Annotated in this window: 21 protein-coding genes; 17 read left to right on the forward strand and 4 right to left on the reverse strand. The window is 73.1% G+C overall.

The window, feature by feature from the left end:
- Positions 1-5: 5 nt before the first annotated feature.
- Positions 6-1,346: a hypothetical protein gene (locus tag IE237_RS11850; protein ID WP_189801867.1), complete on the forward strand. Its 1,341-nt coding sequence runs from the start codon at positions 6-8 to the stop codon at positions 1,344-1,346.
- Positions 1,347-1,389: 43 nt separating this feature from the next.
- Here the strand turns inward: IE237_RS11850 and IE237_RS11855 are convergent, their stop codons facing one another.
- Positions 1,390-2,193 carry a DUF3097 domain-containing protein gene (locus IE237_RS11855; protein WP_189801868.1) on the reverse strand — a complete coding sequence of 268 codons (804 nt, stop codon included), beginning with the start codon at positions 2,191-2,193 and terminating at the stop codon, positions 1,390-1,392.
- Between the two features lie 10 nt (positions 2,194-2,203).
- Positions 2,204-2,932, reverse strand: a complete 729-nt coding sequence (locus tag IE237_RS11860; RefSeq protein ID WP_189801869.1) for an MBL fold metallo-hydrolase — start codon at positions 2,930-2,932, stop codon at positions 2,204-2,206.
- A gap of 149 nt (positions 2,933-3,081) precedes the next feature.
- On the opposite strand from IE237_RS11860, the gene hrcA reads away from it, so the two are divergent.
- The 9 genes from hrcA to IE237_RS11905 all read left to right on the forward strand — a co-directional run bounded on the left by hrcA (position 3,082) and on the right by IE237_RS11905 (position 12,053).
- Entirely contained in the window at positions 3,082-4,101 is a 1,020-nt protein-coding gene (hrcA, locus tag IE237_RS11865) for a heat-inducible transcriptional repressor HrcA (RefSeq protein WP_189801870.1), read from the forward strand.
- The gene (gene dnaJ / locus IE237_RS11870; RefSeq protein WP_189801871.1) at positions 4,102-5,241 is read left to right on the forward strand and encodes a molecular chaperone DnaJ; all 1,140 of its coding nucleotides are present in this window, start codon (positions 4,102-4,104) and stop codon (positions 5,239-5,241) included. It begins immediately after the preceding gene.
- Positions 5,242-5,354: 113 nt separating this feature from the next.
- Complete coding sequence (locus tag IE237_RS11875) at positions 5,355-6,446, forward strand: nitronate monooxygenase (RefSeq protein WP_189801872.1); 1,092 nt, start codon at positions 5,355-5,357, stop codon at positions 6,444-6,446.
- Positions 6,443-7,186, forward strand: a complete 744-nt coding sequence (locus tag IE237_RS11880) for a 16S rRNA (uracil(1498)-N(3))-methyltransferase (RefSeq protein ID WP_189801873.1) — start codon at positions 6,443-6,445, stop codon at positions 7,184-7,186. Before IE237_RS11875 ends, IE237_RS11880 begins: the two co-directional genes overlap by 4 nt.
- A gap of 72 nt (positions 7,187-7,258) precedes the next feature.
- On the forward strand, positions 7,259-8,605 hold the full coding sequence (locus IE237_RS11885; RefSeq protein WP_189801874.1) for an ATP-binding protein: 1,347 nt from the start codon (positions 7,259-7,261) through the stop codon (positions 8,603-8,605).
- Entirely contained in the window at positions 8,602-9,696 is a 1,095-nt protein-coding gene (locus tag IE237_RS11890; protein WP_189801875.1) for a tetratricopeptide repeat protein, read from the forward strand. Before IE237_RS11885 ends, IE237_RS11890 begins: the two co-directional genes overlap by 4 nt.
- Before the next feature lie 87 nt (positions 9,697-9,783).
- Positions 9,784-10,143 (forward strand): histidine triad nucleotide-binding protein, encoded by a 360-nt coding sequence (locus IE237_RS11895; RefSeq protein WP_189801876.1) that lies wholly within the window; start codon positions 9,784-9,786, stop codon positions 10,141-10,143.
- Between the two features lie 3 nt (positions 10,144-10,146).
- On the forward strand, positions 10,147-11,052 hold the full coding sequence (locus IE237_RS11900; protein WP_189801877.1) for a ribonuclease Z: 906 nt from the start codon (positions 10,147-10,149) through the stop codon (positions 11,050-11,052).
- Between the two features lie 2 nt (positions 11,053-11,054).
- Positions 11,055-12,053, forward strand: coding sequence for an adenosine deaminase (locus IE237_RS11905; protein WP_189802540.1), 999 nt, complete (start codon positions 11,055-11,057; stop codon positions 12,051-12,053).
- Between the two features lie 138 nt (positions 12,054-12,191).
- Here IE237_RS11905 and IE237_RS11910 read toward each other — a convergent pair whose 3' ends face one another.
- Positions 12,192-13,424: an MFS transporter gene (locus IE237_RS11910; protein WP_189801878.1), complete on the reverse strand. Its 1,233-nt coding sequence runs from the start codon at positions 13,422-13,424 to the stop codon at positions 12,192-12,194.
- 257 nt (positions 13,425-13,681) lie between these two features.
- On the opposite strand from IE237_RS11910, the gene IE237_RS11915 reads away from it, so the two are divergent.
- The 5 genes from IE237_RS11915 (at position 13,682) to IE237_RS11935 (ending at position 18,130) form a co-directional block, all read left to right on the forward strand.
- Positions 13,682-14,800, forward strand: a complete 1,119-nt coding sequence (locus tag IE237_RS11915; RefSeq protein ID WP_189801879.1) for a carbohydrate kinase family protein — start codon at positions 13,682-13,684, stop codon at positions 14,798-14,800.
- A gap of 106 nt (positions 14,801-14,906) precedes the next feature.
- Positions 14,907-15,953, forward strand: coding sequence for a PhoH family protein (locus IE237_RS11920; RefSeq protein ID WP_189801880.1), 1,047 nt, complete (start codon positions 14,907-14,909; stop codon positions 15,951-15,953).
- A 29-nt stretch (positions 15,954-15,982) separates the two neighbouring features.
- Entirely contained in the window at positions 15,983-16,480 is a 498-nt protein-coding gene (gene ybeY / locus IE237_RS11925) for an rRNA maturation RNase YbeY (protein WP_189801881.1), read from the forward strand.
- A 4-nt stretch (positions 16,481-16,484) separates the two neighbouring features.
- The gene (locus tag IE237_RS11930; RefSeq protein ID WP_189801882.1) at positions 16,485-17,780 is read left to right on the forward strand and encodes a hemolysin family protein; all 1,296 of its coding nucleotides are present in this window, start codon (positions 16,485-16,487) and stop codon (positions 17,778-17,780) included.
- Positions 17,777-18,130: an MmcQ/YjbR family DNA-binding protein gene (locus IE237_RS11935; protein WP_189801883.1), complete on the forward strand. Its 354-nt coding sequence runs from the start codon at positions 17,777-17,779 to the stop codon at positions 18,128-18,130. The genes IE237_RS11930 and IE237_RS11935 overlap by 4 nt, the downstream gene beginning before the upstream one ends.
- 1 nt (position 18,131) lies before the next feature.
- Here the strand turns inward: IE237_RS11935 and IE237_RS11940 are convergent, their stop codons facing one another.
- Positions 18,132-19,562 carry an MFS transporter gene (locus tag IE237_RS11940; RefSeq protein ID WP_189801884.1) on the reverse strand — a complete coding sequence of 477 codons (1,431 nt, stop codon included), beginning with the start codon at positions 19,560-19,562 and terminating at the stop codon, positions 18,132-18,134.
- Between the two features lie 177 nt (positions 19,563-19,739).
- Here IE237_RS11940 and IE237_RS11945 point away from each other — a divergent pair, with 177 nt between their 5' ends.
- Both IE237_RS11945 and IE237_RS11950 read left to right on the forward strand, forming a co-directional pair.
- On the forward strand, positions 19,740-20,561 hold the full coding sequence (locus tag IE237_RS11945) for a helix-turn-helix transcriptional regulator (RefSeq protein ID WP_370468181.1): 822 nt from the start codon (positions 19,740-19,742) through the stop codon (positions 20,559-20,561).
- A gap of 27 nt (positions 20,562-20,588) precedes the next feature.
- Positions 20,589-20,951 (forward strand): cytidine deaminase-like protein, encoded by a 363-nt coding sequence (locus IE237_RS11950; protein ID WP_189801886.1) that lies wholly within the window; start codon positions 20,589-20,591, stop codon positions 20,949-20,951.
- The last annotated feature ends 167 nt before the right edge of the window (positions 20,952-21,118 follow it).

Genomic DNA, 21,118 nt, shown 5'->3' on the forward strand with positions numbered 1-21,118 from the left:
ACCACTTGAAGAACGTGCGTACGGCCGTCGTGCTGGCGACGGTGCTGGTCGCCGGCATCGTGCCGGCGGCCCTGGGGGAGACGGCGGCCTTCGCCTCCACCTCCGCTCCGGCCCTCCTGCCGGCCGAGGTGGGAAACGTCGCCTCCAACGGGCCGATCACCGTCACCACCGGATCGGGCCGGCCGACGACGCTGCGCCTGAAGGCGGCCGTGCCCGGCGGTGTGACGGGGCCCCTCACCGCACGCATCAGGCTCGTTCTCCCCGACTGGCCGGACGCGTCCTGGAGCGAGGCGCGGACGGCCGTCCTGATGACGTCCACGTGCGCGGTCGACGGCGGGGAAGCCGCCCCGTGTACCTGGCGCGCGGCGCCCGATCCCGCCGAGCCGAGGGTGCGTTTCGTGGCGCTCGACCTGCCCACGGTCGAGGCCGCCCCGGAGATCGGCTACGCCGTCACGATCGGGCTCCCCGCCGACCTCGGCTGGATGCTGGGGTCCCACGGGGCGCGCGTGCAGCTGCGCGACCCGAGCGACACGACGGTCTCCGAGGGCGAGCTCCAGGTCGTCGTGGACCGCGCCCCGGAGACGCGCCCGCTGGGCGCGGTGCACGCGCGGGACAGGAGCGGGGTTCTGTGGCGCTACGAGGCCACGGGCCGGACGGACATGGTGCTCAAGGCCCGCGAGAGGGTGGGCGGCGGGTGGAACGCGTACTCGTCGGTCGTGCCGCTCGACGGCACCCGGGCGCTGGGCACCGGCGACCTGGTGGCCCGGGACAAGGCGGGCGTCCTCTGGTACTACAAGGGGACGGGCGACCCCGACGCCCCCTTCGCGCCGCGCGTCCGGGTGGGCGGCGGCTGGAACACGTACACCGCGCTCGCCGGTCACGCGGACGGCGACCTGGTCGCCCGTGACAGGGACGGCGTCCTGTGGAACTACACGCGGACGGGTCTCGACTCCCCGCTGTTCAAGCCCAGGGTCAGGGTCGGCGGCGGCTGGAACGCCTACGACAGGCTCACCACGATGGGGAGGGGCGTCCTGGCCCGCGGCAAGGACGGCGTCCTCTGGAAGTACGACTCCGTGACCAGCCCCACCAACCCCACCGGCCCCAACAGCTCTCCGGCCCGCCCCTTCGCCGCGCCCACGAGGGTCGGCGGCGGCTGGAAGGTCTACACGGCCGTGGCGGGCACCGAGGACATCGTCGGACTGTACGACGAACCGGACGTCGTGGCCCGCGACGCGTCCGGACAGCTCTGGGCCTACGAGAACAGGTACAAGAGCGGAACCGTCGTACCGGGCGGGACGCCCGTCCCCGTCGGGTACGGCTGGAACATCTACGACATGATCTTCTGACCCCCGGGGCGCCGAGAATCCCGGGGGACCGCTCGTGACGGCGCTACGGCGCCGTCACGAAGTCGATCAGTTCCTCCACACGGCCCAGCAGCTCCGGCTCGAGGTCCTTGTAGGAGTGCACGCGCCTGAGGATCGCCTGCCAGACCGCGCCGGTGTTGTCCGAGGGCCAGCCGAGGGCGCGGCAGACGCCCGTCTTCCAGTCCTGGCCCCGGGGGACCGTCGGCCAGGCCGCGATGCCCAGGGCGGACGGCTTCACCGCCTCCCAGACGTCGATGTACGGGTGGCCGACGACGAGCACGTCCGGCGAGGTCACCTGGGCGGCGATCCCCGACTCCTTCGAGCCCGGCACCAGGTGGTCCACCAGGACCCCGAGCCGGGCGTCCGGGCCGGGGCCGAACTCCGCGACGATCGACGGCAGGTCGTCGACGCCCTCCAGGTACTCCACGACCACGCCCTCGATGCGCAGGTCGTCGCCCCAGACCCGTTCCACGAGCTCCGCGTCGTGGCGGCCTTCGACGTAGATCCGGCCCGCCCGCGCCACGCGCGCGCGTGCGCCCGGCACGGCGACCGAACCGGAGGCCGTACGGGTGGGGCGCGACGGTCCCGACACCGGGCGGACCAGGGTCACGACCCTGCCCTCCAGGAGGAAGCCGCGCGGTTCCAGCGGGAAGACCCGGTGCTTGCCGAAGCGGTCCTCCAGCGTCACGGTGCCCGCCTCGCAGCGGATCACCGCCCCGCAGAAGCCCGTCGTGACCTCCTCGACCACGAGGTCGGGGTCGGCCGGGACCTCCGGGACGGGCGCCGACTTCTTCCAAGGGGGCGTCAGATCGGGGTTGTAGCTGCGCATTCGGGCGACGCTACGACACCTCGAAGCGGCGTGCCAGTTCACCGCGCTGTGCCCGCACGAACGTGGCGTCCACCACGGCGCCGTGCCCCGGAACGTACGCCGCCTCCTCGCCGCCCAGGGCGAGCAGCCGGTCCAGGGCGTCCGGCCAGCGGGACGGGATCGCGTCCGGGCCCGCCTGGGGCTCGCCCGACTCCTCCACCAGGTCGCCGCAGAAGACGACCTCGCGCGCGCCCGGGACACAGAGCGCCAGGTCGTGGCCCGAGTGGCCGGGGCCCACGTTCGCCAGGAGGACCTGGCGGTCGCCCAGGTCGAGCGTCCACTCGCCCGAGACCACGTGCCGCGGCGCCACCAGGACGTCCGCCGCGGCCTCCGCCGCCTCCGCGTCCAGACCCTGCGCGACCGCGTCCGCGCGCAGCTCCTCCCGGGCCCGGGCCCCGCCCAGGAGGTCGTCCGAGCCCACCGCGCCGAAGACCTCCGCCCCGGCGAAGACCGCCGTGCCGAGGACATGGTCGAAGTGGGGGTGGCTGAGTGCGATGTGTGTCACCTTTCGGCCGCCCGAGAGCGCCGCGATCTGCGTCCGCAGCTCGGCTCCCTCGGAGAGCGAGGACCCCGTGTCGTACAGCAGAACGGCCCGCGAGCCCAGTACCAGACCGACCGTGGCGTCCCAGACGGGCAGCCGTCGCCGGCCCACCCCGTCCGCGAGCCGCTCCCATCCGTACGCTTCCCAATCCACGTCCATGGGGCGACGCTAACCGGTGCGGGCGCCGCCTCCTTGCCAGGAGCGATGCCCGCCGCCGTACACTGGCCGGGGGATCGCTGGCACTCGGACAGGGCGAGTGCCAAAAGCGGAGCAACCGGAACGACGACGACAGCTGGAGGTGCGCCACGATGCTCAGCGAACGCAGACTCGAGGTCCTGCGCGCCATCGTCCAGGATTACGTCGGGACGGAGGAGCCCGTCGGCTCCAAGGCGCTCACGGAGCGCCACAAGCTCGGTGTGTCGCCCGCCACCGTGCGCAACGACATGGCCGTGCTGGAGGAGGAGGGCTACATCGCCCAGCCTCACACCAGCGCCGGGCGGATCCCCACGGACAAGGGCTACCGGCTCTTCGTCGACCGGCTCGCGGGCGTCAAGCCGCTGTCGACGCCCGAGCGGCGGGCCATCCACAACTTCCTCGACGGGGCCGTCGACCTCGACGATGTCGTCGGCCGCACGGTACGGCTGCTCGCCCAGCTGACCCGCCAGGTCGCCGTCGTCCAGTACCCCTCGCTGACCCGTTCGACCGTCCGGCACGTGGAGCTGCTCTCGCTGGCCCCCGCCCGCCTGATGCTCGTCCTCATCACCGACACCGGCCGGGTCGAGCAGCGCGTCGTCGACTGCGCCGCGCCCTTCGGCGAGACCTCGCTCGCCGACCTCCGCGCCCGGCTCAACAGCCGGGTCGTCGGCCGTCGGTTCGCCGACGTGCCGCAGCTGGTGCAGGACCTCCCCGAGTCCTTCGAGGAGGTCGAGGACCGCGCCACGGTCTCGACCGTGCTCGCGACCCTCCTCGAAACGCTCGTCGAGGAGCACGAGGAGCGGCTGATGATCGGCGGCACCGCCAATCTCACCCGCTTCGGACACGACTTCCCCCTGATGATCAGGCCCGTCCTGGAAGCCCTCGAGGAGCAGGTCGTGCTCCTCAAGCTGCTCGGCGAGGCCAAGGAATCGGGCATGACCGTACGCATCGGGCACGAGAACGCCCACGAGGGGCTGAGCTCCACGTCCGTCGTCTCGGTCGGCTACGGTTCGGGCGGCGAGGCAGTCGCCAAACTCGGCGTGGTCGGACCGACCCGCATGGACTACCCCGGAACGATGGGAGCGGTACGCGCAGTGGCACGTTACGTCGGACAGATCCTGGCGGAGTCGTAAGTGGCCACGGACTACTACGCCGTACTCGGCGTGCGCCGCGACGCGTCCCAGGACGAGATCAAGAAGGCGTTCCGGAGGCTCGCCCGCGAGCTGCACCCGGACGTCAATCCCGATCCGAAGACGCAGGAACGCTTCAAGGAGATCAACGCCGCCTACGAGGTCCTCTCGGACCCGCAGAAGAAGCAGGTCTACGACCTCGGCGGCGACCCGCTCTCGGCCTCCGGCGGCGCCGGTGCCGGCGGTGGCTTCGGGGCCGGTGGCTTCGGCAACTTCTCAGACATCATGGACGCCTTCTTCGGCACGGCCTCGCAGCGCGGCCCGCGCTCGCGCACCCGCCGCGGCCAGGACGCCATGATCCGCCTGGAGATCGACCTCAACGAGGCGGCCTTCGGCACGACCAAGGACATCCAGGTCGACACGGCGGTCGTCTGCACCACCTGTTCGGGTGAGGGTGCCGCGCCCGGCACCTCCGCCCAGACCTGTGACATGTGCCGCGGCCGCGGCGAGGTCTCCCAGGTCACCCGGTCCTTCCTGGGCCAGGTCATGACCTCCCGCCCCTGCCCGCAGTGCCAGGGCTTCGGCACCGTCGTCCCGACCCCGTGCCCCGAGTGCGCGGGCGACGGCCGGGTCCGGTCCCGTCGCACCCTCACGGTCAAGATCCCGGCCGGCGTCGACAACGGCACCCGCATCCAGCTCGCGGGCGAGGGCGAGGTCGGCCCCGGCGGCGGCCCCGCCGGCGACCTGTACGTCGAGATCCACGAGACCCCGCACGAGGTCTTCCAGCGGCGCGGGGACGACCTGCACTGCACGGTCACCATCCCGATGACGGCGGGCGCGCTCGGCACCAAGGTGCCGCTGCAGACCCTCGACGGCGTCGAGGAGATCGACATCCGCCCGGGCACGCAGTCCGGCCAGTCGATCCCGCTGCACGGCCGCGGTGTCACGCATCTGCGGGGCAACGGCCGGGGCGACCTGATCGTGCACGTCGAGGTGACGACCCCGAGCAAGCTCGACGCGGAGCAGGAGCGGCTCCTGCGCGAACTGGCCAAGCTGCGCGGCGAGGAACGGCCGACCGGCCAGTTCCAGCCGGGGCAGCAGGGCCTGTTCTCGCGGCTGAAGGACGCGTTCAACGGTCGGTAGGCGCTCGGCCGGGGGTTGGCCCCGGGTCAGCACAGTCCGTACGTACGGGCAGGGGCGGCACTCCGGTGCCGCCCCTTTCCCGTGCCTCGGCCCGCTCATGACACGATGCCCATATGTCCACCACCGCACTGAACGATCTCTCTCGGTTTCCGATCGTGCAGGCCCCCATGGCGGGTGGCGCCTCCTGTCCCGAGCTCGTCGGAGCCGTCTGCGAGGCCGGGGCGCTCGGCTTCCTCGCCGGCGGGTACAAGACGGCCGGAGGCCTGTACCAGGAGATCAAGCGGGTGCGCGGGCTCACCGCGCGCCCCTTCGGTGTCAACCTCTTCCTGCCGCAGGACGGCCGGCCCGCCGACCCCGCCGCCGTCGAGGTCTACCGCCATCAGCTCGCGGGCGAGGCCACCTGGTACGAGACCCCGCTCGGCGAGGCGGACGACTGCCGTGACGACGCCTACGACGCCAAGCTGGCGATCCTCCTGGAGGACCCGGTCCCCGTCGTCTCCTTCACCTTCGGCTGCCCCGCCCGTGAGACCTTCCACGCCTTCGACCGCGTCGGCACGTACACGCTCGTCACCGTCACCTCCGCCGAGGAGGCCCTCGCCGCGCAGCGGGCCGGAGCCGACGCCGTCTGCGTCCAGGGCGTCGAGGCCGGCGGCCACCAGGGCACGTACCGCGACGACCCGGCCGACGAAGGCGCCCCCGGCACCGGGCTCCTCACCCTCGTCACCCAGGTCCGCGAGGCCGTCGCGCTGCCGATCGTCGCCGCCGGGGGGATCATGCGCGGCGCGCAGATCGCCGCCGTCCTCGCCGCCGGTGCCGACGCCGCCCAGCTCGGCACCGCCTTCCTCTGCTGCCCCGAGTCGGGCGCCCACCCGCTGCACAAGCGGGCCCTGACGGACCCGCTGTTCACCCGGACCGCCCTCACCCGGGCCTTCTCCGGGCGCCCGGCGCGCGGCCTCGTCAACCGCTTCATGCGCGAGCACGGGCCGTACGCCCCCGCCGCCTACCCCGAGATCCACCACCTCACCGCCCCGCTCCGCAAGGCCGCCGCCACCGCCGGAGACGCCCAGGGCATGGCCCTGTGGGCCGGCCAGGGCCACCGCCTCGCCCGCGAACTCCCCGCCGGGCAGCTGGTCGAGGTGCTGGCCGCCGAACTCGACACCGCCCTCTCCGACCTTTCCGGGCACGCCCACAGGAGCACCTCATGACCGCACCCGTCTTCGTCGTCGACACCGTCCCCGGTGCCGGGAGCTTCCTCCTGGACGGGCCCGAGGGGCGGCACGCCGTCTCCGTGAAGCGGCTGCGGGCCGGGGAGGACCTCGTGCTCGCCGACGGGCGCGGCCGCTGGGCCGAGTGCGTGGTGGTCTCGGCCGAGGGCAAGGACGAGCTCACCGTGCGGGTCGACGAGGTCCACGAGGACCCCGAGGAGGAGCCGCGCATCACGGTCGTCCAGGCACTGCCCAAGGGCGACCGGGGCGAACTCGCCGTCGAGACCATGACGGAGACCGGCGTGGACGCGATCGTGCCCTGGGCCGCCTCCCGCTGCATCACCCAGTGGAAGGGCGACCGGGGCCTCAAGGCGCTCGCCAAGTGGCGGTCCACCGCGCGCGAGGCCGGCAAGCAGTCGCGCCGCACCCGCTTCCCCGAGGTCGCCGACCTCATGACGACGAAGCAGGTCGCCGCCCTCCTCGCGGGCGCCGACTTCGCGGCCGTACTGCACGAGGACCGCGAGCACCCCAGCGGCGCCCTCGCCACCGCCGAACTCCCGCCCAAGGGCTCGATCGTGCTCGTCGTCGGCCCCGAGGGCGGGGTGTCCCCGGACGAACTCGCCGCCTTCGAGGCCGCGGGCGCGCGGCCGTACCGCCTCGGCCGCAGCGTCCTGCGCACGTCGACGGCCGGTACGGCGGCCACGGCCCTGGTCCTGGGGCGCACGGGCCGCTGGAGCTAGTCCGGCCGATCCACCGTGCCGCCGCGGAACCCGGTGGACGGGGATGCGGGCGGCTTTTCTAGGCTGGCCCGCATGGCCGACGAGTCTCCCCTCATCCGCAGTCTGCGCGCCGCCGTGGCCGCCGCCCCCGGCGACGTGCCCCTGCGCCTCCACTTCGCCGAGCTCCTCCTCGCGGAGGGGCGCAACGACGAGGCCGTCGCGGAGGCGGCCGTCGCGCTCCAGCACGCGCCGGGTGACGCGGACGCCCGCGCGCTGATGGTCCGGGCGATGGGGATGCCCCCGGCGTCCGGACCCGCACCGGCGCCCGCACCCGCGCCCGAGGTGCCTGCCGCACCGGCACCCGAGGTGCCAGCCGCACCCGCGCCCGCGCCCGAACCCGAGGTGCCGGCCGCGCCCGCGGCGCCCGTCGCTCCCGCGTCCCTCTCCTTCGACTGGGACGCCGCCGAGCAGCAGGTCCAGGACCTCGTCGGGCCCCGGTTCCTGGACGACCCGCAGGCCGACGGCGGCGAGGGGACCGCCGGGGACGCCGCCGCCTGGGACGTCGACGCCCCCGGCGCCGTACGCCTCGCCGACGTCGGCGGCATGGAGGAGGTCAAGGAGCGCCTGGAGGCCGCCTTCCTCGCCCCCATGCGCAACCCCGAACTGCGCAGGCTGTACGGCAAGTCGCTCCGCGGCGGCCTGCTCCTCTACGGCCCGCCGGGATGCGGCAAGACCTTCATCGCGCGGGCCGTCGCGGGCGAGCTCGGCGCCAACTTCCTCACCGTCTCGCTCTCCGACGTCCTCGACATGTGGATCGGGGCCTCCGAGAAGAACATCCACGACATCTTCGAGACCGCCCGCCGCCAGGCACCCTGCGTCGTCTTCCTCGACGAGCTGGACGCCCTCGGCGCCAAGCGCTCGCGCACCCACCACAGCGGCCTGCGCAACGTCGTCAACCAGCTCCTCACCGAGCTCGACGGCATCGCGAGCGGAGCCGGCAACGAGGGCGTCTTCGTGCTCGCCGCGACCAACGTGCCCTGGGACGTGGACATCGCGCTGCGCCGCCCGGGCCGCCTCGACCGCACCCTGCTCGTGCTGCCCCCGGACGCCGCCGCCCGGGAGTCGATCCTCCGCTACCACCTGCGGGAACGCCCCATCGAGGCCGTCGACCTCGGCAAGCTCGTCAAGGCCACCGAGGACTTCTCCGGCGCGGACCTCGCCCACGTCTGCGAGACGGCCGCCGAGGCCGCGCTGCTCGACTCCGCCCGCACCGGCTCCGTACGCCTGATCACCACCAAGGACCTGCTCGGCGCCGCCCGGCAGATCAAGCCGTCCACCGAGCCGTGGTTCGCCGCCGCCCGGAACGTCGCCATGTTCGCCAACGAGGGCGGTCTCTACGACGACCTCCTGGCCCACCTCAAGCGGAAGCGCAAGCTGTGACCGCCTCCACCGCCCTCGCCCGCGCCGAGGCGCTCTACGAGACCGGGCGGTACGCGCAGGCCGGCGAGCTCGTGGCCCGGCACCTGGCGAGCGAACCGGAGGACGCCGAGGCGCTCGTCCTGCTCGCCCGCTGCCACCACCGGGCCGGCGACCGGGCCGCCGCCATGACCGCCGTCGACCAGGCGCTGCGGGCCGAACCCGAACTGCTCGGCGGCTGGCTGATGCGCGTCCACATCCTCCTCGCCGACCGGCGGTTCCAGGAGGCCGAGGCGACCGCCCGGCACGCCGTCGAACTCGCCCCGCAGTACTGGGGCACCCACTACGCGCTCGGCACCGCCCTCGCCGAGCACGCCGAACACACGGGCACGCACGCGCGTACCGTCGAGGCGTACGAGGCGGCACGGGTCGCCGTCGGCCTCGCCCCCGAGGAGGACGCCGCCCACTTCCTGGTCGGCCTCACCGCCCAGCGGCGCGGCGACCACGCCACCGCGCAGCGGGCGTACGAGACGACCCTGCGCCTCAACCCGCAGAGCAGCGAGGCCCACAACAACCTCTCGCTGCTCCGGCTGCGCCGCCGCTGGTTCCGGCGCGGAGCCTGGACCCAGGCAGCCGAGGGCTTCGTCGCCTCCGCCGCGCTCGACCTCCAGGACCGCAAGGCCCGCTACAACCTGGAGGCCATGGCCTGGAACACCGCCGCCGGGGCCCGCTGGGTCGCCCTCCTCGGCTTCATCGCCTCCGCCGTCGCCGTCGCCGCCATCCCCGGCCGCGCGACCTGGGCCGACGCGGCCGTCCCGCTCCTGGTCGGCGGGGCCGTGATCCTCGGCGTCTGGGCCGGCTGGGCGGTGTGGATGGCCCGCCGGGTGCCGCCCCGGCTGCGCCGGCCCCTGCTCCTCGTCGCGCGCAACTGCCGGCCCGTGCTGTTCATGGCCGGGGCCGTCGGGCTCCTCGGGCTCCAGTCGCTCGTCTCGCTCGCCCTGTGGTCCCTCGACTCGGGTGTGGTGAGCGGATTCGGCACGGTCCTGTTCTGGGGCGTGATCATCACGTACTGGGTGAGCCGCTCGGCGCTCAACCGCCGACAGCCGAAGGACTGAGGCTTCCCGTCGGCTGTCGGAGGCGGCGGATAGCATGGCCGGGTAGTGATCGTCAGTAGTCGGCATCAGACCGAGGAGGTCCGGGACATGGCCGGAGAGCCGCAGAGCGACTGCCTGTTCTGCAAGATCGTGGCAGGGGAGGTGCCGGCGACGATCGTGCGCGAGACGGAGACCACCGTCGCGTTCCGCGACATCAACCCGCAGGCGCCCACGCACGTCCTCGTGATCCCGCGCGTCCACTACCCCGACGCGGCCTCGCTGGCCGCCGCCGCGCCGACCGTCGCCGCCGACATACTGCGCGAGGCGGGCGAGGTCGCCGAGCAGGAGAAGATCGACGGCAGCGGCTTCCGGGTCGTCTTCAACACCGGCGCCGGTGCCGGCCAGACCGTCTTCCACGCCCACGCGCACGTCCTCGGCGGCCGCGGTCTCAACTGGCCCCCCGGATAGCCCGTGTCCGTACGCGAACTGGTCGTCCTCGGGACCGCGAGCCAGGTCCCGACCCGGCACCGCAACCACAACGGCTACGTGCTGCTCTGGGACGGCCGGGGCATCCTCTTCGACCCCGGCGAGGGCACCCAGCGGCAGATGCTGCGCGCCGGGGTCGCCGCCCACGACCTCGACCGGATCTGCGTCACGCACTTCCACGGCGACCACTCGCTCGGCCTGGCCGGGGTGATCCAGCGGATCAACCTCGACCAGGTCCCGCACCCGGTCACCGCCCACTACCCGGCGAGCGGGCAGCACTTCTTCGAGCGGCTGCGGTACGCCACGGCCTACCGCGAGACCGTGCAGCTGACCGAGGCGCCGGTGGACGCCGACGGGCCGCTCGCCGTCACCGAGGACTTCACCCTCGACGCCCGCCGGCTCTCCCATCCCGTCGAGTCCTACGGCTACCGGATCACCGAGCCCGACGGGCGCCGCATCCTGCCCGAGAAGCTCGCCGAGCACGGCATCAAGGGCCCCGACGTCGGCCGGATCCAGCGCGACGGCAGCCTGAACGGCGTCACCCTCGACGACGTCAGCGAGGTCCGGCGCGGGCAGCGCTTCGCCTTCGTCATGGACACCCGGCTCTGCGACGGGGTGCACGCCCTCGCCGACGGCGCCGACTTGCTCGTCATCGAGTCGACCTTCCTCGACGAGGACGCCCGGCTCGCCACCGATCACGGCCATCTGACGGCCGGACAGGCCGCCGCCGTCGCACGCGACGCGGGCGTGCGGCATCTCGTCCTGACCCACTTCTCGCAGCGCTACTCCGACCCCGCCGCGTTCGAACGGCAGGCGCGGGCGGCCGGATTCGACGGCGAGCTGAGCATCGCCCAGGACCTCATGAGGGTCCCCGTACCGAAACGAACGTGACCATGCCTGTACCCAAGGCCGAACTGCACCTCCACATCGAAGGCACCCTCGAACCCGAGCTGGCCTTCGCGCTCGCCGCGCGCAACGGCGTCACCCTGCCGTACGCGGACACCGCCGCCCTCCGCGAGGCGTACCGCTTCAGCGACCTCCAGTCCTTCCTGGACCTGTACTACGGCCTCATGGCGGTCCTGCGCACCGCCGAGGACTTCACCGAACTCGCCGACGCCTACCTGGAGCGGGCCGCCGCGCAGGGCGTCCGGCACGCCGAGATCTTCTTCGACCCGCAGGCGCACACCGCCCGCGGCGTCCCGATCGGCACCGTGATCGAGGGCCTCGGCGCCTCCCTCGACCGCGCCGAGGAGCGGTACGGGATCTCCACCCGGCTCATCCTGTGCTTCCTGCGCGACGAGTCGGCCGAGTCGGCCCTCGCGACCCTGGAGGCCGCGAAGCCGTACCTCCACCGGATCACCGGAGTCGGCCTCGACTCGGCGGAGGTCGGCCACCCGCCGGCCAAGTTCCGCGAGGTGTACGAGGAGGCCGCCCGGCTCGGCCTCCGCCGCGTCGCCCACGCGGGCGAGGAGGGTCCCGCGGCCTATGTGCGGGAGGCCCTGGACGTCCTCGGCGTGGAGCGGATCGACCACGGTCTGCGCTGCATGGAGGACCCGTCGCTCGTCGAGCGGCTGGTGCGCGAGCGGGTGCCGCTCACGCTCTGCCCCCTGTCGAACGTCCGGCTCCGCGTCATCGACACCCTCGCCGACCATCCGCTCCGCGCGATGATGACGGCGGGGCTGATGGTGACCGTCAACTCCGACGACCCCGCGTACTTCGGGGGGTACGTCGGGGACAACTTCGACGGGGTGCGGGACGCGCTGGGCCTGGAGCCGGAGCAGCTCCGTGAGCTGGCGCGGAACTCGTTCGAGGCGTCGTTCCTGGAGGACGACGAGGCGCGTCGGGAGCGGTACCTCTCCGAGGTGGAGGCGTACGAGTTCGGCGGGGCGTAGCCGGTACGGGGCGGGGCGGGCGCCGGTGGGGTGCGGGGGTGCCTGCGGCGGGCTCTTTCCCCACCCCGCCCCTTCCCGAACCGGGGCTCCGCCCCGGACCCCGGTCCTCAAACGCCGGACGGGCTGATTCTCAGCCCCTCACCCCCGGTCGCTCGGCCTCGCCAGGCCGAACGCCGAGCGCGCCGGCCGGCGGGCGGACGACCGGACACGGATCGTCGTCACCGTGAGGCCCGCCGCGGAGGCGTTCGCGTGGCGGGCGACCGCCGTCATCGGGGCCGCCACCAGCAGGAGCAGGGCGCAGAGGACCAGGCCCATGCCCGGGTAGCCCGCGTGGTCGGAGAGCAGGGAGCCGGTCACCGGGCCGCAGGCGACGCCCAGGGAGGAGGCCGAGCCGACCGTCACGGCCCAGCGGCCGCGCGGGTCGAGGGAGGCGGCCAGGCCCAGGAGGTAGGACAGGACGACCGGGTAGACGGCGTTCCACAGGATCTCGCCGGTCGCGAAGGTGGCGAGGTCCCGGGCGGTCGAGCTCAGCAGGACGCAGCCCGCGATCGCCGCCGTGCCCACGCCGATCGGGACCGCCCGGCCCAGGCGCGAGCCGAGCGCGCCCGCCGCCGTGACGCCGGCGAGTCCCGCGCCGAGCGCCGCCGCGAAGACCGCGCCGACGGTGACCTCGGAGAGACCGGCCTGGGTGAGGCCGATGCGGCCGCTCACGCCCCAGAGGGCGTTCTGCGCGAGGGACCAGCACAGGATGCCCCCGGCGAGCACGGCACCGGCCCGCAGGTGGGGGAGGGGGCCGGAGGCCGTCGTGGCCTCGCGCGTGGCGCGCGGGGTGGCCGGGATGCGCGTCGTGACCGGCCACACCAGGAGCGCCGCGCAGGCGATCGCGAGGAGCGGGGGAGCGTGGCCGCCGCCCAGGTGCGGGAGGGTCAGGTAGAGGGCGCCCGCCGTCGCCGAGACGGACAGCAGGCCGAGCGTGGAGGCCCGGTGGGGGTCGCGCCGGCCGGCGATCCCGGCCACGGCCACCGCCGTCGCCGTGCCCGAGCCGAGGCCGCCGAGGACCGCGCCCGCGACGACCAGGGGCACGAGGCCGGTCGCGGCGGCGGAGCCGTAGCCGACGGCCATCGCGAGCAGGCCCGCGCGGGCGGCCCGGCGCGGGCCGATCCGCTCCCCGCGCGCGGCGAGGGTGAAGCCGGCCGTGGAGGAGCCGAGGAGCAGGACGGAGCCGATCAGGCCCGCCTGGGACGGGGCGAGGCCGAGTCCGGCGGAGAGGCGGCCGACGACGGTCGGCAGGAGGTACGGGGCGAGGTAGCCGGCCGTGAAGAGGGCGACGAGGGCGACGAGGGCCCCCGCGCCGCGGGTCCGCGAGGACATGGGCGTTCCCTGGAACGGAAGGGGAGGGGTGGAGCGCCCGGTGGTGTGCGCGGGGCACGGGGTCGCCGGATCATGTGTATCAAGCAGGTGAGCGGCGGGAGAAGGTGGTTTCCGCCGGTTCGGCGTGTGATCCGGGTCACCAGGGGTTTGGCGGGCGGGTTCGGGGGTAGGAGGCCGCTCTTCCTGTGCGTCCCACCCGTCACCCCACCCCCATCGGGCACACTGAACTGATCCGCACCACGACCGGGGAGCCTGCCGTGAGCACAGCAAGGGGAGACCAGCCGCAACACGACGCCGGGGTCGACCCGTTGGTGTGCCTGCGCGAGCCCACCGATCCCGACTGCGACGTCTTCCTGACGGGCACCGTCTTCCTCGACATCATCTTCACCGGCCTCGACAGCGCCCCCGTCCGCGGCACCGAGTCCTGGGCCCGGGGCATGGGGTCGAGCCCGGGCGGCGTCGCCAACATGGCCACCGCCCTCGCCCGCCTCGGGCTCCGCACCTCGCTCGCCGCCGCGTTCGGCGACGACCACTACGGCGAGTACTGCTGGGACGCCCTGGAGCAGGGTGAGGGGATCGATCTCTCGCTCTCCCGGACCGTCCCCGGCTGGCACTCCCCGGTCACCGTCTCCATGGCCTACGAGGGCGAGCGCACGATGGTCTCCCACGGCCACGAGGCCCCGCCGCTCGACGGCGCCCTGCCCGCCTACCCGCCGCACGCGCGCGCGGCCGTCGCCTCCCTCGTGCCCGGCCGCTCCGAGGAGTGGGTCGCCCAGGCCGCCCGCGGCGGCGCCAAGGTCTTCGCCGACGTCGGCTGGGACGACACCGGCCACTGGGACCTGGCCGGTCTCACCGACCTCCAGCACTGCGAGGCCTTCCTGCCCAACGCGGCCGAGGCGATGCGCTACACCCGCACCGACTGCCCGCGGGCCGCCGCCCGCGCCCTCGCCGACAAGGTCCGCTACGCGGTCGTCACCCTCGGCTCCGAGGGCGCCTACGCCGTCGACGGCGCCACCGGCGAGACCGCCGAGGTCCCCGCGATCCAGGTCTCCGCCCTCGACCCGACCGGCGCCGGCGACGTCTTCGTCGCGGGTTTCGTCACCGGCACCCTCGCCGACTGGCCGCTCGCCGACCGGCTCGCCTTCGCCGGTCTGACCGCCGCGCTGTCCGTGCAGGAGTTCGGCGGGTCGCTGTCCGCCCCCACGTGGGGCGAGATCGCCGCCTGGTGGCAGCACGTCCAGGGCCACGCCCGTCAGGACCCCGAGGCGCTGCGCGGCCGCTACGCCTTCCTGGAGCGGCTCCTGCCCGCCCCGGCGCGCCCCTGGCCGCTGCGCAGGGCGGTGCCGACGATCGGGTTCCGGGCGGCCGCCTCGTAAACCGCTACGGGCTTGCCGGTGCCGAGTCGTAGGCTTGGTAGCCGAGAGGTTGTCGAGCAGCGAGAACCCTGCAACGGGAGGTATGTGCAGGCCACAGTGCCGGCCCATGACTCAGACACCCACAGCCCACAACGGAGCGCCCCACGACGGGGCGCCTGGACAGGCCCGCGCCCAGTTCACCGTCCCCGCGAAGCACCCCATGGTGACCCTCCTGGGCTCCGGTGACGCACTGCTCCGCGTGATCGAGCGGTCGTTCCCGCAGGCCGACATCCATGTGCGGGGCAACCAGGTCAGCGCGGTCGGCGACGCGGCGGAAGTCGCCCTGATCCAGCGCCTGTTCGACGAGATGATGCTGGTGCTCCGCACCGGTCAGCCGATGACGGAGGACGCAGTGGAACGCTCGATCGCCATGCTCAGGGCGAGCGAGAACGGATCGGCGGAGGGCGGCGAGGAGACTCCCGCCGAGGTGCTCACGCAGAACATCCTCTCCAGCCGGGGACGCACGATCCGTCCCAAGACGCTCAACCAGAAGCGGTACGTCGACGCGATCGACAAGCACACGATCGTCTTCGGCATCGGCCCCGCCGGCACCGGCAAGACCTATCTCGCCATGGCGAAGGCGGTCCAGGCCCTGCAGTCCAAGCAGGTCAACCGGATCATCCTGACCCGGCCCGCCGTCGAGGCGGGCGAGCGGCTCGGCTTCCTGCCCGGCACGCTCTACGAGAAGATCGACCCGTACCTGCGGCCGCTCTACGACGCGCTGCACGACATGCTCGACCCCGACTCGATCCCCAAGCTCATGGCGAGCGGGACGATCGAGGTCGCGCCCCTGGCGTACATGCGCGGACGGACGCTGAACGACGCGTTCATCATCCTCGACGAGGCGCAGAACACGAACCCCGAGCAGATGAAGATGTTCCTCACCCGCCTCGGCTTCGACTCGAAGATCGTCATCACCGGTGACGTCACCCAGGTCGACCTGCCGAACGGGACGAAGAGCGGTCTGCGGCAGGTCCGCGACATCCTCGACGGCGTCCAGGACGTCCACTTCTCGACGCTCACGTCGCAGGATGTCGTCCGGCACAAGCTCGTCGGCCGTATCGTCGACGCGTACGAGCAGTACGACAGCCGCAACGGCCGCAACGGGCTGTGACGATTTAACGAGAGAAGTACACAAGCACCATGTCGATCGACGTCAACAACGAGTCCGGTACCGAGGTCGACGAGCAGGCGATCCTCGACATCGCCCGCTACGCGCTCGCGCGCATGCGCATCCACCCGCTCTCCGAGCTCTCGGTGATCGTCGTGGACGCGGAGGCCATGGAGCAGCTCCACATCCAGTGGATGGACCTGCCCGGACCGACGGACGTCATGTCCTTCCCGATGGACGAGCTGCGCCCGCCGTCGAAGGACGACGAGGAGCCCCCGCAGGGGCTCCTCGGCGACATCGTGCTCTGCCCCGAGGTCGCCACCCAGCAGGGCAAGGACGCGCCGACGCAGCACTCCATGGACGAGGAGCTCCAGCTCCTCACCGTCCACGGGGTGCTGCACCTGCTCGGGTACGACCACGAGGAGCCCGACGAGAAGGCCGAGATGTTCGGCCTCCAGGCGGCGATCGTCGACGGCTGGCGCGAGGAGAAGGGCCTCACCGGCCCGTCCCCGGCGCCGACCGTCTCCTGACCCGATGGACGTTTCGCTGATCCTCGGCGCCGTCGCGCTGGTCGTCGTGGCCTGGCTCGCCGCCTGCGCCGAGGCCGGCCTCGCCCGCGTCTCCAGCTTCCGCGCCGCCGAGGCCGTCCGGTCCGGGCGGCGCGGCGCGGACAAGCTGGCCCAGGTCGCCGCCGACCCGACCCGCTATCTCAACGTGGCGCTGCTCGTCCGCGTCGCCTGCGAGATGGCGGCCGGCGTCCTCGTCACGTACGCCTGCCTGGAGGCCTTCCCGGAGACCTGGGAGGCGCTGCTCGTCGCCATCGTCGTCATGGTCCTCGTCTCGTACGTGGCCGTCGGCGTCTCGCCGCGCACCATCGGCCGCCAGCACCCGCTGAACACGGCGACCGCCGCCGCGTACGTGCTGCTGCCGCTCGCCCGGATCATGGGCCCCATCCCGCAGCTGCTGATCCTCATCGGCAACGCCCTGACCCCGGGCAAGGGCTTCCGCAAGGGCCCCTTCGCCTCCGAGGCCGAGCTGCGGGCCATGGTCGACCTCGCCGAGCAGGAGTCGCTGATCGAGGACGAGGAGCGCCGCATGGTGCACTCGGTCTTCGAGCTGGGCGACACCCTCGTCCGCGAGGTGATGGTGCCCCGGACCGATCTGATCTGCATCGAGCGGTACAAGACGATCCGTCAGGCCCTCACCCTCGCGCTGCGCTCCGGCTTCTCCCGGATCCCGGTCACCGGGGAGAACGAGGACGACATCGTCGGCATCGTCTACCTGAAGGACCTGGTCCGCAGGACCCACATCAACCGGGACTCCGAGTCCGACCTGGTGTCCACCGCGATGCGGCCCGCCGCCTTCGTGCCCGACACCAAGAACGCCGGTGACCTGCTGCGCGAGATGCAGCAGGAGCGCAACCACGTCGCCGTCGTCATCGACGAGTACGGCGGCACGGCCGGCATCGTCACCATCGAGGACATCCTGGAGGAGATCGTCGGCGAGATCACCGACGAGTACGACCGGGAGCTGCCGCCCGTCGAGGAGCTCGGCGACGACCGCTACCGGGTCACCGCCCGCCTCGACATCGGCGACCTCGGCGAGCTGTACGGCTTCGGCCCCGACGAGTTCGACGACGAGGACGTGGAGACCGTCGGCGGTCTGCTCGCCAAGGCGCTCGGCCGGGTCCCGATCTCGGGCGCCAAGGCGGTCGTGGAGCTGCCGGACGGGCGGTCGCTGCGACTGACGGCCGAGGCTCCCGCCGGCCGCCGGAACAAGATCGTCACCGTGCTCGTGGAACCGCTGGAACCGGAGGGGAAGCCGGAATGACGCCCGACGAGCTGCGCGCCTTCTGCCTGGACTTCAACGACGCGACGGAGGAGTTCCCGTTCAGTCCGGACGTCTCCGTCTTCAAGGTCGCCGGGAAGATGTTCGCGCTCTCGTGGCTCGACGCCGAGCCGCTGCGGGTCAATCTCAAGTGCGATCCGGACGAGGCGGTACGGCTCCGCGAGGAGCACCCGGCGATCGCCCCCGGCTACCACATGAACAAGCGGCACTGGAACACCGTGACCGTCGCGGAGCTCCCGGACCGGATGGTCCGGGAGCTCGTCGAGGACTCGTACGACCTCGTCGTCGCCGGTCTTCCGAAGGCGGTACGGCTCCGCCTCGACCGCCCCTGAGTCAGGACCGGCGCCGCAGGCCGAGGGCGACCAGGACGGCCGCACCGACCACGATCGCCGCGTCGAGGGCGATCACCGTGCGGACCCCGGCGAACAGGTCGGAGCCGGTGGTGGCGAGCACGCCGAGCAGCGGGATGCCGACGGTCAGACCGACCTGCTGGGTGGTGGTGACCAGACCGGTCGCGAGCCCCTGCTCCTCGTCGCGCACGCCGGAGGTGACGGTCACGCCGTACGAGATGATCGCGCCGAGGTGCAGCATCGACGCCAGGGAGACCGCCACGGTCGCCAGGACCGCGCCCGACTCCCGGCCGATGCCGAGCAGCGCGGCGGTGAGCAGGCCCTGACCGGCGAGCGAGACCACCAGCGTGCGGTGGGCTCCGAACCGGCCGATGACCTTCGGCGTGATCATGCCGGCGAGGACCGAGAAGGCGCCCTGGACGCCGAAGACGATGCCGGAGGCGAGGGCCGAGAGGCCGAGGGTCTCCTGCAGGTACAGGGTCAGGGCGAAGACGATCGTCGACATCATCGAGAAGGTGACCAGACCGCCCACGTTGCCGAAGGCGACGGTCCGGCGGCGCAGCACCGGCAGCGAGACCAGCGGGGCCGGGTGCCGGGACTCGATCACGCCGAACGCCACGAGCAGCAGCACGCCGGCGGCGAGGGTGACGGGGACGTCGACGCCGCCGAAGCCGCGCTCGGCCGCCGTCGTCAGGGCGTAGATCAGGGAGAGCAGACCGCCGGTGACGGTCAGCGCACCGGGCACGTCGAGGCGGGGCCGCTCGGGTGTGCGGGACTCGGGCAGCAGGCCCGGGGCGAGCGGCAGGACGATCACGGTGAAGACGGCGAGCAGGCCCATCGTGGAGCGCCAGCCGAGGGTGTCGGTCATGACCCCGCCGAGCACCATGCCGATGGTGAAGCCGAGGGACATCAGGGTGCCGGAGATGCCCAGCGCCCTCGCCCGCAGCGGGCCCTCGGGGAAGACGGTGGTGAGCAGCGCCATGCCGGTGGGCACGATCGCCGCCGCGCCGAGGCCCTGGAGGGCGCGGCCGACGAGGAAGACGCCCGGACTCCAGGCGAAGGTGGCGAGCAGGGAGGCCGCGCCGAAGAGCACGAGGCCGGAGAGGAAGAGCTTCTTGCGGCCGAAGAGGTCGCCGATCCGGCCGAAGAGGAGCAGGAAGCCGCCGGAGGGGAGGGCGAAGGCGGTGACGGCCCACTGGAGGGCGGACGGGTCGAAGCGGAGGTCGGCGCCGAGGACGGGCAGGGCGACGTTCAGGACGGAGAAGTCGAGCGCCACCATGAACTGGGCGGCGCACAGCACGAAGAGGACGAGCCGGTCGCGGCCGGTGAGGGCCGGGGGAGCGGCCGGTGCCGTGGCGTCGGCGGTGGGGGCGGAGGCGGTGGGGGAGTCGGGCGGGGAGGTCGTCGTTGCCATGTCCCCACCTTCGAGGGAAGGGAACAACGCTGGGGAGCGGGAACTTATCCTGTTGGTCGCACCACCAGGCACCACCAGGCACCACCATGCGTCCAGGGGGAGGAAGCACACGTGGCCACCGCTCTCGAGAGCACCAGCGCGAAGCAGCACCGACTCGGCGAACTGCGCGAGTTCCTGATGAGCCGTCGGGCCCGGGTCAGCCCGGCCGAGGCGGGACTCCCGGACGGCGGTGCGCGCCGGCGCACCCCGGGCCTGCGCCGTGAGGAGGTCGCGGTCCTCGCGGGCGTCGGGGTCTCCTGGTACCAGTGGCTGGAGCAGGGCCGGGACATCACCGTCTCCCCGCACGTCCTCGACTCGGTCGCGCGCGTGCTGCGGCTGAGCCCGGTCGAGCGCCGCCATCTGTACGTCCTGGCGGCGCTGAACCCGCCGGCCCCGGAGACGGCGCCCGAGGACCGGGACATGTGCGACGGCCTGCGGCGGCTCATCGACGCGTGGATGCCGTTCCCGGCGCACATCATGGACCAGTACTGGAACGCCGTCATGTACAACGACGCGGCCGCGGTCGTGCTCGGGATGCGGCCGGGCATCACCCAGAACTGCCTGATCGACTTCTTCACGGACCCGCTGTACCGCGGGCGGCTGACCCACTGGGAGGAGATCGCGCCGAGGGTCGTCGCGCAGTTCCGTTCGGCCTGCTCGGAGTGCCCGGACGACGAGGGCTTCCGGGCGGTCGTCGAGGAGGCGAAGGGGCTGAGCCCGGAGTTCACGGAGCTGTGGGAGCGGCGGGACATCCTGCCGGGCGGTCAGAACCGCAAGGAGGTGGAGCACCCGCTGGTCGGCACGCTGGTCGTGGAGGCGACCCAGCTCAGGGTCCCGGCCCGTCCGGACCTGGTCATCGTGCTGCACACGCCGCTGCCGGAGGCGGACACGGCCGAGAAGCTGGAGTGGCTGGTGTCGCCGGAGGGGCGCCGCGGGGCGATGTACCCGGTCGCGGGCTGATCATCCTCACGGATCTATGCTCGCCCCATGACACTCAGCAGCGAGCACGGCGACCTCGGCGCCGAGGACCTCAAGATCATCACCCTTGCGCGGAGCGCCCGCGCCCGTAACGGCGTGCCCGAGGGCGCGGCCGTACGCGACGAGACGGGCCGCACCTACGTGGCCGGCACCGTGGAGCTGGAGTCGCTCAAGCTGAGCGCGCTGCGGACCGCGGTCGCGATGGCCGTGGCCAGCGGGGCCCAGTCCCTGGAGGCGGCGGCCGTGGTGTCGAACGCCGAGGCCGCCTCGGACGAGGACCGCGCGGCGGTACGGGACCTCGGCGGGCCCGAGACCCCGGTGCTGCTGGCCGGCCCGGACGGGCAGCTGCGGGTGGCCGTCACCGCGGGCTGAGGACGGACCTCACCGCGGGGTGAGCGAACGGATCAGGACAGCGAGGGCCCGGCGGCGCGCCGGGCCCTCGCGCCTTGTGTCCTTGTGAAGGATCACCGCACCTTCTCTTGCCTTCCCCGGCGGTCTGCGCGTCAATGACAGCGGTTCGTCCGACGGACCGTCAGATC

This window comes from Streptomyces tanashiensis, from assembly GCF_014648895.1.
GTDB classification, from domain to species: domain Bacteria; phylum Actinomycetota; class Actinomycetes; order Streptomycetales; family Streptomycetaceae; genus Streptomyces; species Streptomyces tanashiensis.